At 57.4% G+C, this 14,244-nt stretch carries 13 protein-coding genes; all 13 read left to right on the top strand.

Annotated features, from left to right (window positions below; all coding sequences use genetic code 11):
- Positions 1–4: 4 nt before the first annotated feature.
- Positions 5–1,060, top strand: coding sequence for an ABC transporter ATP-binding protein (locus NVS32_RS04915; RefSeq protein ID WP_118110676.1), 1,056 nt, complete (start codon positions 5–7; stop codon positions 1,058–1,060).
- Entirely contained in the window at positions 1,053–2,087 is a 1,035-nt protein-coding gene (locus NVS32_RS04910) for an ABC transporter ATP-binding protein (RefSeq protein ID WP_042089104.1), read from the top strand. The genes NVS32_RS04915 and NVS32_RS04910 overlap by 8 nt, the downstream gene beginning before the upstream one ends.
- A 57-nt stretch (positions 2,088–2,144) precedes the next feature.
- Entirely contained in the window at positions 2,145–3,410 is a 1,266-nt protein-coding gene (locus NVS32_RS04905) for a M20 family metallopeptidase (protein WP_032111109.1), read from the top strand.
- A gap of 11 nt (positions 3,411–3,421) precedes the next feature.
- Complete coding sequence (locus NVS32_RS04900; RefSeq protein ID WP_042089102.1) at positions 3,422–4,909, top strand: S10 family peptidase; 1,488 nt, start codon at positions 3,422–3,424, stop codon at positions 4,907–4,909.
- A 111-nt stretch (positions 4,910–5,020) separates the two neighbouring features.
- Positions 5,021–5,752 (top strand): ATP-binding protein, encoded by a 732-nt coding sequence (locus NVS32_RS04895; RefSeq protein WP_258498930.1) that lies wholly within the window; start codon positions 5,021–5,023, stop codon positions 5,750–5,752.
- Between the two features lie 131 nt (positions 5,753–5,883).
- Positions 5,884–8,619 carry a PRD domain-containing protein gene (locus tag NVS32_RS04890; RefSeq protein WP_118077686.1) on the top strand — a complete coding sequence of 912 codons (2,736 nt, stop codon included), beginning with the start codon at positions 5,884–5,886 and terminating at the stop codon, positions 8,617–8,619.
- Between the two features lie 200 nt (positions 8,620–8,819).
- Positions 8,820–9,308, top strand: a complete 489-nt coding sequence (locus tag NVS32_RS04885) for a PTS sugar transporter subunit IIB (protein ID WP_032111104.1) — start codon at positions 8,820–8,822, stop codon at positions 9,306–9,308.
- Positions 9,309–9,324: 16 nt separating this feature from the next.
- Positions 9,325–10,107, top strand: a complete 783-nt coding sequence (locus NVS32_RS04880; protein ID WP_032111103.1) for a PTS mannose/fructose/sorbose/N-acetylgalactosamine transporter subunit IIC — start codon at positions 9,325–9,327, stop codon at positions 10,105–10,107.
- Positions 10,100–10,945, top strand: coding sequence for a PTS system mannose/fructose/sorbose family transporter subunit IID (locus NVS32_RS04875; protein ID WP_042089099.1), 846 nt, complete (start codon positions 10,100–10,102; stop codon positions 10,943–10,945). The genes NVS32_RS04880 and NVS32_RS04875 overlap by 8 nt, the downstream gene beginning before the upstream one ends.
- A gap of 48 nt (positions 10,946–10,993) precedes the next feature.
- Positions 10,994–12,217, top strand: coding sequence for a neutral/alkaline non-lysosomal ceramidase N-terminal domain-containing protein (locus tag NVS32_RS04870; protein ID WP_032111102.1), 1,224 nt, complete (start codon positions 10,994–10,996; stop codon positions 12,215–12,217).
- Positions 12,214–12,615: a PTS sugar transporter subunit IIA gene (locus tag NVS32_RS04865; protein ID WP_032111101.1), complete on the top strand. Its 402-nt coding sequence runs from the start codon at positions 12,214–12,216 to the stop codon at positions 12,613–12,615. Before NVS32_RS04870 ends, NVS32_RS04865 begins: the two co-directional genes overlap by 4 nt.
- Positions 12,612–13,292 (top strand): YoaK family protein, encoded by a 681-nt coding sequence (locus NVS32_RS04860; protein ID WP_032111100.1) that lies wholly within the window; start codon positions 12,612–12,614, stop codon positions 13,290–13,292. Before NVS32_RS04865 ends, NVS32_RS04860 begins: the two co-directional genes overlap by 4 nt.
- Before the next feature lie 29 nt (positions 13,293–13,321).
- Entirely contained in the window at positions 13,322–14,182 is an 861-nt protein-coding gene (locus NVS32_RS04855) for a Nif3-like dinuclear metal center hexameric protein (RefSeq protein ID WP_032111099.1), read from the top strand.
- Positions 14,183–14,244 lie beyond the last annotated feature (62 nt).

Raw genomic sequence — 14,244 nt, 5'->3', positions numbered from 1 at the left:
GACCATGACCGAGCAGAACACGGGGCTTCTCGACGACGCCGGGACAAAGTCGGGCGAGAGGATCCTCGAGGTACGCGACCTCAAGACGTACTTCCACACGGCAGCCGGCATCGCCAAGGCGGTCGACGGCGTGAGCTTCTCCCTCGACCGCGGCAAGACCCTTGCCATCGTGGGCGAGTCCGGCTCTGGCAAGAGCGTGACCGCATCCTCCGTCATTCGCCTGCTTGCAAAGACCGGCAAGATCGAGGGCGGCTCCATCGAGTTCGATGGCATTGACATGGTCCACGTGCCGGAGCGCGAGCTGCTCAAGCTTCGCGGCAGCGACATCTCGATGATCTTCCAGGACCCCATGAGCGGCCTCGACCCGGTCTTCAAGGTGGGGACCCAGATGGTCGAGCTGATTCGCGCGCACAGCGACCTGGGAAAGAAGGAGGCCTACGACCGCGCCGTCGAGATGCTGCGCCTCGTTGGCATCCCCGACCCAGAGGCCCGCATGGACGCCTACCCCTACGAGCTCTCGGGTGGCATGTGCCAGCGCGTGATCATCGCCATGGCGGTGAGCTGCCACCCCAAGTTCATCATCGCCGACGAGCCAACGACCGCACTTGACGTTACCGTTCAGTCCCAGGTCCTCTCGCTCCTGCGAGGCCTTCAGGACGAGCTGAGCACGGCCATTCTCCTCATCACCCACAACCTGGGCATCGTGTGGGAGATGGCGGATGACGTTATGGTGATGTACGCGGGGCGCACCTGCGAGTACACCTCCATGAAGGAGCTCTACTCAAACCCGCTCCACCCCTATACCTGGGGCCTTCTTGACTCCATGCCGCGGCTCTCCGACACCGCGAAGACCGACCTCAAGACCATACCGGGCGTGCCTCCCGACCTCAGGCTCACCGGTACGTGCTGCAACTTCTGTAACCGTTGCCCCTATGCGACGGAGGAGTGCCACAGGCGCGTGCCAGAGCTCAAGGAAGTTGAGCCGGGGCACTTTGTGGCATGCCTGAGGCAGGACGGCGAGCACAGGCTCGTGAGAGGCGAGGTGAACCACCATGAGTGAGACGCAGACGGCGGCTGTTGTCGAGAGACCCCAGGTTGCGAGCGGAGAGCCCATTCTCTCCATCAAGCACCTCTCCAAGGACTTCCGTCTGCGCGGCGGGAAGCTCTTCTCCAAGCCGCAGGTGCTCCATGCCCTTTCCGACGTGAGCTTGGACGTCTATCCCGGCGAGACGCTGGGCATCATTGGCGAGTCCGGCTGCGGCAAGTCCACGCTGGGCCGCTGCGTGGTGCAGCTGCACCAGGCCACCTCGGGGCAGATCGTCTACGGTGGCCAGGACATCACCAAGCTTTCCGGGCAGCAGCTCAAGGCGGTCCGCAAGGACATCCAGATGATCTTCCAGGACTCCTATTCCTCGCTTGACCCGCGCTACACTGCGGCCAAGACCATCGAGGAGCCCATGCTCATCTACCGCACCGAGCCCGATGCCTCCAGGCGCGAGCAGCGCGTCCTCGAGGTCATGCGCGAGGTCGGCCTGGACGTGCAGCACCTCCAGCGCTATCCGCACGAGTTCTCCGGCGGTCAGCGCCAGCGCATCAACGTGGCCCGCGCCCTGGTGCTTGACCCCAAGGTCATCGTCTGCGACGAGCCCGTCTCCGCGCTTGACGTCTCCATCCAGGCGCAGGTGCTCAACCTCTTCCGCCACCTGCAGCAGGAGCGTGGCCTCACGTACCTCTTCATCAGCCACGACCTCTCGGTCATCAAGCACATCTCCGACCGCGTTGCCATCATGTACCTGGGGCGCGTCATGGAGCTTTGCCCCGCCGACAAGATCTACGCGCACCCGCTGCACCCCTACACGAAGGCGCTCCTCTCGGCCATCCCGCCCGAGAGCCCCTTCGACAAGAAGGAAGAGATCAAGCTCCAGGGCGAGATCCCAAGCCCTGTGGGGGAGCAGGTGGGCTGCCCACTTGCCGGCCGCTGTCCCTTCTGCATGGAGCGCTGCCGTCACGAGCGGCCTTCGCTCGAGGAGGTCGAGGCCGGCCATCGTGTGGCGTGCTTCAAGTACCACGACATCGTGGCCGAGTAGCCGCGTGAGCCTCACGTAATCAATCCGTTCGTTAGTTCGGGGGAGTGTTTGTCTGCCATGTCAACGGTTACGAAGGAAGAGCTTCACAAGAAGATCCTCGACCGCAAGGATGAGCTTGTCTCTCTCTGCCAGGACCTCATTCGCATAAAGAACCAGAGCCCGCTGGACCCGCAGGAGCCGGCGGTCGACTTTGTGAGGGGCTACCTCGCGAGCCACGGCATCGAGTCGCAGCGCCTGGTTGCCTACGCGGGCGAGGACTACCCGGTAATCTACGCTCACATTGGCTCTGACGAGGGCTTCCGCGTTGTCCTTAACGGTCACGTGGACGTGGTTCCTGTGGGCAACCTCTCCGGCTGGGACTTTGACCCCTTTGGGGCCGAGGTGTTTGACGGGAAGATCCACGGGCGCGGTGCCTCCGACATGAAGTGCGGCCTCGCAGTGCTGCTCTTCTCTATGGCGCTTCTCAACGAGTCTGGTGCCAACCTCAGGGGTGACATCCGCCTGCATGTGGCCACGGACGAGGAGATCGCAGGTACTGGCACCAAGTGGTTCTGCGACAACGGCTATGCGGACGGCGCGGATGCCGTGATGGTGGGGGAGCCCACCGGGCACGACACCATTGAGATTGGCCAGAAGGGCATCCTGCACCTCACGCTCACGGCGCACGGCACGCCTGGCCACGGCTCGACGGGCAACTACAAGGGCGACAACGCCATCACCAAGCTGGCACGCGTCATTCTCCACATTGACGAGCTCACCTCCGTGCCCGGCCACTACCTTCCCAGCCAGGCTCGCGCGGTTGCCAACTCCCGCACCATTGCCGAGCGCACCATCGACAACCCCCTGGTGGGCAACGTCATTGACCACTGCTCGGCCAACGTGGGCATCATCGAGGGCGGCGGCAAGATCAACCAGGTGCCAGACCAGGCAAGCTGCAAGGTGGATGTTCGTCTGCCCTACGGCTGCAAGCACGAGGACGTGGTGGCTGCCGTTGACCGCATCATCGAGGAGAGCGGCGTCACGGGTGTCGAGGCAGGCTACGAGTGGATTGCCGAGGGCAACTACACCGACGACACCTGCCTTCTGGTGACGAGCCTCAAGGACAACATCGAGAGCGTCTGGGGCGAGGAGTGCCTGCCCGCCTACCAGTGGGCATCAAGCGACGCGGCGCACTATCGCGCGCTCGGCTGCCCCACCATCCAATTTGGCCCAGCCAACAACGCCGGCATCCATGGCTACAACGAGGACGTGGACGTGGAGGACGTGGTGCATGCAGCCGAGATCTACATGCTCACCCTCTGCGAAATGCTTGGTATCGAGTAGGGAGGTCTCAGGTGGGAGAGTGCGAGTGCGGTTGTGAGTGCGAGTGCGGTTGCGAGGCCACGGTGAACGAGGTCCCGGAGGCAAAGAGCGCGCAGCTCACGTGGCATGTTGGTGACGAGACGATCGACTACGTGGCCACAGCTGGCCACCTGGACATCGTCGACCGCGACAAGGTCCTCGAGGGGCGCATGTTCAACGTCTCCTATGTTGCCACGGCCATTGATGGCAGCGAGGTGGACCCCCACAAGCGCCCGGTGAGCTTCTGCTACAACGGTGGTCCCGGTTCTGCCTCGGTGCCCATCAACTTTGGCGGCCTGGGGCCGCGTCGCGTGGTGACCCACGGGATGGACTTCGTGGGTGCGGGGTACGAGGTCGTGGACAACCCCGGCACGCTGCTGCGGGAGTCAGACCTCGTCTTCCCGGACGCCTTGGGCACAGGCTGGTCCTTCGTGGCTGAGGGCTACGACACCAAGCGCGTCTATGGCCTCGAGGAGGACGCGCGCACCTTCTGCCGCGCCATCTGCCAGTGGCTTGACGAGAACGACCGCTGGGGTTCTCCGCTCTACATCTTTGGCGAGTCGTACGGCACCATGCGTAGCGCCGTTCTCATGCGCTACCTGGGCGAGGCGCACGTGCCCCTGGCGGGCGTCGTGATGCTCTCGGCCTACTACGACTGGACGCAGAACCTGCCCGGCAATGACCTCTACTACGTGGGCATGGTCCCCACCTTTGCCTCGACGGCGCAGTACTTTGGCCTGGTTGGCCAGGGCGTCGACGAGGACGAGTGGTTCGACAGGGCCTCTGCGTTTGCTGGAGGCGAGTATGCCCGTGGCATCTTCCTGGGTGATGAGATTACTCCTGCCGATAAGGACGCTTTGGCCGAGCACCTGTCTGCGTTCATTGGGCTTCCTAAGGACTATCTGCTTGTCCGAAATAACCGGGTTGAGCTTGAGGACTTTAGGCGAGACCTTCTCGCTAGCCGCGGCCTTGTGTGTGGCCGTCTTGACCAGCGCTTCACCGAGACCTCGCTGCTTCCCAGTCAGCGTGCCTCGTTCTACTTTGCCTGCGAGGATCCTGCCAACCATGCGCTTGAGAGCTGCTGGTATGTGGCATTCCGAGACTTCTTGAGGGGCGACCTGGGTTACGAGGGGCCTGAAGAGTACCGTCTTTCCGTGTGGGGAGAGATTGGCATTGGATGGAACTGGGTTCACGATGAGCCAGGCTTTGACGAGACAACCGTTGCGGCACCCAATTTGGCGTACGACATTGCCGTAGCGTTGAGGCGCAGTCCCACGACCAAGCTTTGCATCCTGGGCGGCCGCTATGACACGGCAACGCCTTGGTGGAACGTGCGGCACACAATGTCGCAGCTCTACCTGCCAGATGCGCTCAAACGTCAGATCACCTGGCACCGCTACGGGTGTGGCCACATGGCCTACACCGACGAGCCCACGCTCCATGCCATGGCCGCTGACCTGCACGAGTTCTATAGGGAGTAGCCTCTCGCGTCGAGCAGTCCGTCGCCGACGCATTTTGGAGAACCGCTCGGCGAACCTCTCCTACCCATTACCTACCCTGTTGGGTGGTATATGGGTAGGAGATGAGTCGCCATGAGGGAAGACGAGCTGCTGAGAGCAATCGATGAGCTGCTCGAAGGATATGGCTACCACAGTTGCCCTTCGTTCAAGGATCTTCCTTGTGGCGCGGACGATCTTACGTTCGAAGCTCTGCGCGAGGTAGTCCTTAATATGGTCATGCATCGCGACTATGGTTCCCCCGCCATCAACAAGGCAAGCGTCTTCGACGACCGCATTGAGTTCATGACTGCCGGGGGCCTTGCCCGAGGCGTGCGGATGGACGAAGTGACAAACGGCACGTCCGTCTGTCGCAACCCCAGGTTGGCCAATGTGATGTTTCGTCTTGGAATGGTTGAGGCATATGGGATGGGATTGCCGCGCGTCTTTGCGTCATATGCTGGAAGGTCAGTGAAGCCCATCGTCGAGGCCTCTGCCCACGTGTTCAAGCTGACGCTCCCCAATCTCAACTACGTTCGCGAGCACGGAGTGCCGACATGGGCGGAGGAGGGGTCTCTCGTCCCCATGGGTGGAGTCCCCAGAACCATGGAACAAGTGCCGGGGCCTCGCGTAATGCGCCCCGGGGACTCAATTCACATGGTGATGAACATCGTGGAATCCAACGGGAGCATCACGCGCGTGGAGGTCGAGCAGGTCCTGGGCGTCTCAAGATCCAGCGCCGGTAGGCTTCTTGAGGGCTTGGTTCAGGAGGGCAAGCTCAAGAAGGTGGGTTCCGGGCGCTCAAGCGCGTATGCTGCCGTGGCGTAGATACAGAATGCAGAATCTCTCGCTCGGCGAGAAAACAAGGCCGTCTGACCCTGCGGTAGGCCTTAGGTCTGCCCTCTGCTTCGAGAATGTCTGTTCTGCATGATTGACGCTGATCAAGTTTTGGGGGTCACATGGCTGGAGTTGAAACCAAGGGTGAAATCCTTTCGTATCTGGACAAGGTAACGCGAGAGATTGACCCACCAAAGACAGAGTCCTTCACCACCACTGCCGTTGCCAGCGCTTGTCATGTGAGCCGGAACTTGGCGAGTCAATATCTAAACGAGCTGGTGAGAGAAGGGCCTGCAATTAAGGTTGGATCTCGGCCAGTGCTCTTCCTGCATCGCAGGGATTTGGAACGGTACCTGCAGGCAAAGCTCGAGAAGAACGAGTATTCCTCAATGTCCGAGCTGCTCATGTTGGCTGGGAGAAGGGCATCAAGAGATTTCGAGCAGGCAATTGGGAGCGACCTGTCTCTTGGACAATGCGTTGAGCAGCTCAAGAGTGCCATGCAGTACCCTCCCCACGGAATTCCAGTGCTCCTCGTTGGGGATCATGGGACCGGGAAGGAATACCTATCCAGGCTCACCTTCGAGTACGGAAAGAATGCAGGAATCCTCAGCAAGAATGCCTCGTATATCTCGGTTGATGCGTCTCGGCACAGTAATGCCGGTGCGTCTCTCGAACGGCTGATCTTCGGGGAAGGCAAGATACCGGGCTCCGTTGGCAATTCCCACGGGGGAGTCGTTTACATTCGACGTTTTGATCACCTGGATCCTGTCTCTCGTGATGCCATCCTCCAGAGGATTCGAGAATGCGAGACCGGTGCTCAGGAACAGGGTCGCACAGCGCGCTTCATACTTGGAACGAGTCGAGATATCGACAGCGATGCCGTAAAAGCAATCGCTCGGTCGATTCCCATCGTGATTAGGCTTCCACGCCTTTCGGAGAGAACAATGGAGGAGCGTACGCTCCTCGTCATGGATTTTCTCAAGAAAGAAGGCCAGCGAGCTGCATCTGACGCAGCAATTAGCCGTGGAGCGCTCAGGGCATTGGTCGCGAGCGAGTTCGAGGACAATGTAGACGGTCTACGAGCATGCATAACCAATTGCTGCGCCAATTCGTACCTCAATAGGAAGGATGACCGTCTCGTCATTCAGACTTACAACCTTCCTCCTGACATCATCTCGTCTCTGCAGACAAGAGTCGACGATGACCAGCTTATTCCCGGTGGCACGGAGGATGCCTTTGACTCTCATCGGCGCGTTACCGGATTGTTTCAACAAATAGTTGACGCGTTCCATTCGTTTGAGGACGAGAAGCTCTCGTTTGACGAGTTCTTCTCTTCGGCAGTCGCGACTCTGAAGGCCTATGAAGACTACCTTGACTTCGACGATCAAAACGCAGATGAGCGTTCCGCATCCTACGAGCAGGTTATCGGGCCAATTGTCGATGAGGTTAACGAGTCTTACGGCCTAGACCTGACGAGGAAGACAGCTCGGTTGCTTTCGCATTTGGTTGCGTCTCAGCTATGGGCGGGAACCCCTTTGACATCATGGCGCCTGCACAATCGAGTCGCTTTCAAATCTCTTTGTGCCGAGCTCTCTCGCCGGTATCTCGTGGCCTCCTCTGCAGTGTCTCAGATTGACTCTAAGGTGAGGCTCGCGCTGGGCGCGGAGATGGACGACCTTGTACGGGCAATGCTTCTCCTCGAAATCTGTCACGTTCTCTCTTCGGGGACCAAAAGGCGAGAGGCTCTAGGGGTCGTGATGTGCCATGGGTACTCGACTGCCACGAGCATTGCGGAGGCGGCCAACAGAATGCTCCACGTGCGAGTGTTCGAGGCGATAGACATGACCTACGAGCAGCAGTTCTCGGATGTGGCAACTCCGCTTGCGCATCTGCTTGAGCGCTTCTCGTTTTGCGAATCCATGGTCATCCTCGTCGACATGGGCTCATTGGAGCAGGTCCTAGATGTGATTCCACGTTCCATTAGCAGCGACGTGTACGTAATAACCAACGTGTCGACTGGCCTCGCCTTGGAGGTGGGGAGCATCCTTGCGAGCAAAGAATGCCTGAGCGACAATCTCCCAAAGGTACTCGAGGCTGCATCCCCGAGCTATCGAGTAGCGCGGTTGTCAAAGACGGGGGAGAAGATCCTCTTCTGCTCAGAGGCGGGAGTAGGTGCTGCCGAGAAGATCAGAAGGCTCATCCAAGATAGCCTCCCAGAAAGCCTTCCTGTATCTTTTACGACCTGTGACTACAACGAGCTCGTGAGGGACGGGAACCAGTCTCTGGCCATTGAGGGCCAAAACGTTCGAGCAATCGTTGGCACGATGAATCCAAATGTCACCTCCGTTCCATTCGTTGCCTTGGAAGATCTTCTGAGCCAGGGTTACTCGGATAAGCTTGATGCTGCGCTTGCGAAGTACTTGGACCGCTCAGGCATCTCCGCATTCCACTCCGCACTCCTGAAGAACCTTACGCTGAGAAATGTTGTTGAGTCCATCACCATCCTCAACCCAGAGATGCTCTACGTTGAGGCAGACAATGCGATTCAACGGCTCTCGCAGCTCAGCGGGAAGAAGATTGACTCAAGGAGAAGACTTGGCCTCTACGTGCATCTCTGCGGATTGATCGAGAGGCTCGTGACAAACAACTTCGTTGACTCATTCTTGGGAGAGGATGAGTTTGCGCGCTCGAATCCCGAGTTCATCGCCTGGTTCCGCGCCGCGTTTTCCGAGATGTGCCGACGCTATCGTGTTGAGATTCCCGTATCGGAGATAGCCTACGTGCACAAGATGCTAGAGGCCGATGGTGCTAGCGGGGAAGTGTATTGCAGAAATCAAGTTTCATTTGAAGACGAGTGACGCCAACAGAAGTGTCGAAGAGAAGTGTCGAACAGTGCGGCGCTCGCACGTGATGAGATCACCGATTGTCGAAATACCTCAGTAAATGACATTTCTCCTTTGGTGCACTGCTCTCTGCGCCTTCCCATCCCTATCTTCTATGTCGCGGGCAGGCAGACAAGCTTGCCATCACGGACGTTCACGGGGGAAGGGAGAACGAGTTGAGCATTGTAGCAGCAAGGGTCGACAATCGCTTGCTCCACGGCATCGTGGCTACCCAATGGGTCCCAAGGGTGAAGCCGCAGAGGGTAATGGTTATCGACGATGAGTATGCTGGTGACCCAACAAAGAAGGCTGGCATGCGCATGGCCAAGCCCGCGGGCGTAGCGCTCTCCATTATTAGCGAGCAAACTGCACGCGATCACTTTCGTGAGGGCAAGTACGATGACCACACGGTCTTCGTCATTGTCCGTGATCCTCGCATCATCCAGCAGCTCGAGGAAGACGGACAAAAGGTGCCAAAGCTCACGATTGGTGGGACCGTCTCTCCCCAGGATGGGCAGGCAGCGACTCAGGTGAGCCGTCGCGCCTACGTTCTTGATAACGAGGTTCCCGTCTACTCATCAATTGCAGCGCATGGAACCAGCGTCAACATCCAGTACGTTCCGGCAGACAAAGACGAACCGCTTTCGAAGTACGTCAATCTCTGAGGGGAGTTGAGTGGATATGCAAATTGCCGTATGGCAAATCGTTGTCATCACGCTTCTGGCTTTTATCTACAGGGTTGATCGACTTGGAACGCAAGTGTGTGGCCACAATGCCGTCCTCTATGCCTGGCTTGTTGGCCTGATACTAGGCGACGGAATGACCGGTCTTATCGTTGGCGCGTCCGTACAGCTGATGTCGCTGGGTGTCGCAGCTCTTGCCGGGTCTTCGGTTCCAGACTATCCCCTGGCGGGAATGGTTGGAACCGCGGTGTGTATCATGACTGGCCAGGACGAGGGCGTTGGCCTTGCTGTTGGCATCGCCGTTGGCACCATGGGAGTCCAGCTTGACGTCCTCGCAAAGACTGCAAACGTTTTCATGGCACACAAGCAGCTTGAGTATGCGCAGGATGGGCAGTACGAGAAGATGAAGGCCGTGACGCTCGTTGGGCCAGTGCTGTTTGGACTGACAGATGCCATCCCAATGCTTATTGTGCTCGCGTTTGGCGGAGACGTTGTCAATGCCATTCTCTCGGTGGTGCCCGCATGGTTCACCAAGGGGCTCTCGCTTGCAGGTGGCTTGCTGCCTGTAATCGGCATGGGCGCACTGCTTACCTACATGCCTGCGAAGCAGTACTTTAGCTTCCTTGCCATTGGCTTTGTGCTCTCGGCATACCTTGGCCTGTCGATTCTTCCTGTGGCGATTCTGGGTGGAGCAGCTGCGTACGAGGTCTATAAGAATCTGACCTCCCGGATTGCTGAAGAGTCAATTGCTACCGCAGAAGGAGGTCTCGAGGATGAGTAAGCAAATTGAGCAGGAGTCGATGAAGGCTCCGGCAGAGGAGAATGGCCGTTTGCTCACTGACAAAGACATCAGAAAATGCGCTTGGCGTTGGTGCATGTCGGTGAATGGCTTTAACTATGAGACCCAGCTTGCGCCCTCTGTGGTGTTTTCTGAGGCGGATGCTCTAAAAAAGATTTATCGCGATGATGACGCCGCATACAGGGACTCCCTTACAAACTCGGCAAAGTACTTCAACGTGACACCTCCAGTTGCGGGAATCCTTCTCGGCGCGGGGCTGGCAATGGAGGAGAAGAACGGCACTGCTGCCTTGGGAGCTGTCCAAGACCTCAAGGTTGGCCTCATGGGATCGCTCTCCGGAATCGGTGACGCCATCATATGGATTCTTATCCCAACAATCTTCGGTTCCATTTCTGCATACCTGGCGCAGAGCGGAAACCCTATAGGTGCGCTTCTGTTCGTGGCCGTCAACCTTGTGTTTAGCCTTGGTGTCAAGATTAAGAGTTGGGATTTGGGCTATCACTTTGGCACCCAGCTCGTTACCAACCTTGCTGATAAGGTTGCCGCCCTCACTGAGGCTATGAGCGTCCTCGGCCTTACTGTCGTTGGTGCACTGATTCCCTCCGTCGTTAAGCTCTCTACCAAGCTGACAATCAATATCGGTGATGTCTCATTTGGCCTGCAAGAGGGGCTGTTTGACAAGATTCTCCTGGGGCTTCTTCCGGTGTGCGCTACCGCGATCGTCTACCAGCTCATCAAGAAGGGCGTCTCCACAAACAAGATCATTCTCGGAATCATCGTCTTTTGTTGGCTTGGCGCCGCGTTTGGCTTTATAGGTTAACGGGCTTGGCGGGATGGGTTTCCATCCCGCCAACGCTGGAGGTATGCAATGAAGGTCTCTTCGACAAAGGTGAGCATTGCGCCAAGCGGGGTTTTCTATCTTGATGGATATCTCAATGATGTTCGCCAGCTTCCGGGCATAGGTATTCATGATGACCCTTATGCCATCCTTCTGCTGCTGGAAGAGGGTGGAGAGCGCGTTCTCTTCGTTGGCATCGATGTGTGTCAAGTTAGCCTTTCAAGAACTAAGAAGATGAGGGCGCTGCTCTCGTCATTGTTGGACGTTCGCGATGAGTTAGTTGTCATTTCTGCAGTTCATAGTCATTCATGCCCCAACGGTCTTCGTGATGGCAGCTCAATTTCTCATGACACTCCTGGTTACGAAGACCTCGTGACGGGCCTCGTAGTCCAGGCAGCCTCTCGACTTTCGGAGAGGCTTACCGAGGCCAAGCCTGAAATTCTCTCAACAAGAATCAACGGATGGTACTCAAATCGGAATGACAAAAACAAACCATTTGATGACCAGGCCTTTATCGTTAGGTTTGTGGCAGATGATGGTTCTGTTGTTGGAGCGATGCAGAACTTCAACTGTCACTCGACTGTAGTTGGGCCTTTCAACCGGCTCATTACGTCCGATCTACAGGGGTCAGTTCGAGCCTTGCTTGCGCCTTGGGTGGGAATCACGCCCTATGCGTTTACAGGCGCGTCTGGAGATTTGGGTAACAGACAGTTCCGTAGGGGCGATGGATTCGACGAACTTCAGCGGACTGCGGTTGGCATCTCGGCTGAGTTCATGAGGGGCTCATTCGAACCCGTTGAGCTTGGTGTGCCAACGGTCCGAGAGTTCATCCACGATGTGGACTATGACAACAGACAGTTCTTTGCGAGATATAAGGAGCTGCTAAACGAGGCCAAGCAGACTCTTGCGGATGACTCGTCAACAGCAACGGCAAAGAAGCTAGCCCGGACTGAGGTCCGCAGGCTTAGCGAGAAGCTCGAGATTGACCACGTTCAGTTTCCCATAGTGATGAGGGTAATCGACTTTGGTGGAATAGTATTCGTGACCTTCCCTGGAGAACTCGGCAGTGTCCTTGGGATGCGCATCAAATCGATGTTTCTCCCCCGGCGATGCATTGTCGTTGGGTACGCAAACGATGCTCAGGGATACTTTGTTCCTAGCGAGGATTTTGGGCTTGGATACGAGTCGTTCGTGACCAAGCTTCCTCGCGGTGGCATTGAGTCTGTTCTTGACGAGTTTGAGGAGTGGCTGTGAGACACGTAATACTTGCTTCTCACCATAAGTTCGCTGCCGGTCTCGCGGACACGATAGAGTTCATTGGTGGAATTAACGAATTCGACGTTATCTGTGCGTACGTTGACGAAACCCCGCTGGATGACCAGGTTAAGGCTTTGTTCGACGAATATGGCGCCAACGATGAGGTTCTCATACTCACCGACATCATGCAGGGAAGTGTCAACCAGGCATTTGCGCCCTATATGAATGGGCATGTGTTCCTTGTTGCCGGAGTCAATGTGGCGTGTGCTCTCGAGCTCGTGCTTACCCCAGAGCCGTTGACATACGACGCGATTGAAGAAGTTCTGGCCGAGGCCCGAAACTCCATGCAGCTTATGAACAGGGTTGCCGTTGAGGCAGCAGAGGGTGACGAGTGAACCCCTTAAGGCCCCATGCGCAATTTGAGCTAGGGCTCGTGGTGGTATGCGCGGGTGGCATGATGGACGGCTATGCCTTCACGGCTCATGATCAGGTGTTCGCAACAGGACAGACGGGGAATGTCGTGCGACTGGCACTTGCGACCTCTCTGCTGGATCCCTGTTCCTTTCTCAGGTACTTCATCCCCATAGTCTCTTTTATCATGGGCATCATTCTTTCACGGTTGGTATCGAGTAGGTGCTTTCATGGAAGACAAGACCAGATGCAGAGTTGGGTCATTGATTTTGAGGCGATAACGTTTGCGGTGATTGGCGTCTTCGCGGACTACATTCCAGACGTCCTGTCCGATTGTTTGATTGCTTCCTGTGCGGCAATGTCTTTCGAGAACTTTCGGGAGCTTGGACAGGGTTCGCGATATTCAAGTACGTATTGCACCGGGAATCTCCGTTCTTTCTCAGAGGCACTCTATGAGGGAACATTTGGGCATGAGCCAAGTGAGCTGCGGCGTGCGCTCCATTATCTGGCGCTAATCGGTTCATTTTTCATTGGTGTGGTTATTTGCAGCTACTTTGTCGAGAGAATCGGGGGCTCTGCTGCGCTTCTCATTTCCGTCACGTTCCTTCTCGCGAGGCTGTTTGTGGACGGGTGGCTGTCGGGCGGCCTAGCGTCGGAGTAGGCGAATTCATAGTTCAATGGAGGCTGGTCATGCGCATTGATGAGGTCATTTCTGCTGTGAAGGGATACTGTCTGGGGATTTCTCCATGGACGGGCGAGCCGATTGACGAGGCGACCACTCGCGACAAGGTCACCTACGGCACGACGGAGAAGGAGTGCACGGGAATCGTGACCTGCATCTGGCCGACTGCCGACATCGTTCGCCAGGCAATGCGCTGTGATGCAAATCTCATCATCTCGCACGAGGCGCTGTTCTGGAATCACGGCGACCACCAGGACGTGATTGGTGGGACTAGGGCGTATGCCGAGAAGAAAGCGCTGCTTGACGAATGGGGCGGTACGGTCTGGCGCTGCCATGACTACATTCACTCGGGCGTTCCCATCGACGGCGGCGCAATGGTCGACGGCATCTTCTATGGCTTTGCCAAGAAGATGGGGTGGCAGGGCTGCCGAGTGGGGGACGTTGTCCGCTGTCGTGACTTTGAGATTCCGCAGACTTCCGGTGTGGAGTTGGCGCGGCTACTCGTGAGTAGTTTGGGCCTCAACGGCACGAGGATCACAGGGGATTCCTCCGCGCGAGTGCGGAGGGTTCACATTCCAAAGCACGTGATGGGCGATCCTGCTTCTGATACCTATGAGATTAACTTCGCCGACAGCGAAGGCGTGGACGCATTGGTGACCATGGAGTTCATTGACTTCACTACCTGCGAGTACATTCGAGACGTGGGGATGCTTGGCGAGGGAAAGTGCGCAATCACCGTCGGACACTTCGACCTGGAGGAACCTGGTATGGAACTCATGGCGGAGTGGCTTCCCCAAGCTCTGGGGACGTCTGAGGTCCCCGTCCGCTTTGTTCCCATGGGTGATACGTACCAGTACGTTGTGAAGTAATGCTATTCAGCTTCCGGTGTTGCTGAAAAGCCCTCCCCGGATGGATTTCCGGGGAGGGCTTG

The organism is Tractidigestivibacter montrealensis (assembly GCF_024741235.1).
GTDB lineage: Bacteria > Actinomycetota > Coriobacteriia > Coriobacteriales > Atopobiaceae > Tractidigestivibacter > Tractidigestivibacter montrealensis.
This window is presented reverse-complemented; position numbering and strand designations above follow the sequence as displayed.

Bases quoted from the DNA above. Each gene is read 5' to 3' on its own strand.
- NVS32_RS04910 (WP_042089104.1), top strand. From the start codon at position 1,053: ATGAGTGAGACGCAGACGGCGGCTGTTGTCGAGAGACCCCAGGTTGCG.
- NVS32_RS04880 (WP_032111103.1), top strand. From the start codon at position 9,325: ATGCAAATTGCCGTATGGCAAATCGTTGTCATCACGCTTCTGGCTTTT.
- NVS32_RS04855 (WP_032111099.1), top strand. From the start codon at position 13,322: ATGCGCATTGATGAGGTCATTTCTGCTGTGAAGGGATACTGTCTGGGG.
- NVS32_RS04895 (WP_258498930.1), top strand. From the start codon at position 5,021: ATGAGGGAAGACGAGCTGCTGAGAGCAATCGATGAGCTGCTCGAAGGA.
- NVS32_RS04875 (WP_042089099.1), top strand. From the start codon at position 10,100: ATGAGTAAGCAAATTGAGCAGGAGTCGATGAAGGCTCCGGCAGAGGAG.
- NVS32_RS04905 (WP_032111109.1), top strand. From the start codon at position 2,145: ATGTCAACGGTTACGAAGGAAGAGCTTCACAAGAAGATCCTCGACCGC.
- NVS32_RS04890 (WP_118077686.1), top strand. From the start codon at position 5,884: ATGGCTGGAGTTGAAACCAAGGGTGAAATCCTTTCGTATCTGGACAAG.
- NVS32_RS04870 (WP_032111102.1), top strand. From the start codon at position 10,994: ATGAAGGTCTCTTCGACAAAGGTGAGCATTGCGCCAAGCGGGGTTTTC.
- NVS32_RS04915 (WP_118110676.1), top strand. From the start codon at position 5: ATGACCGAGCAGAACACGGGGCTTCTCGACGACGCCGGGACAAAGTCG.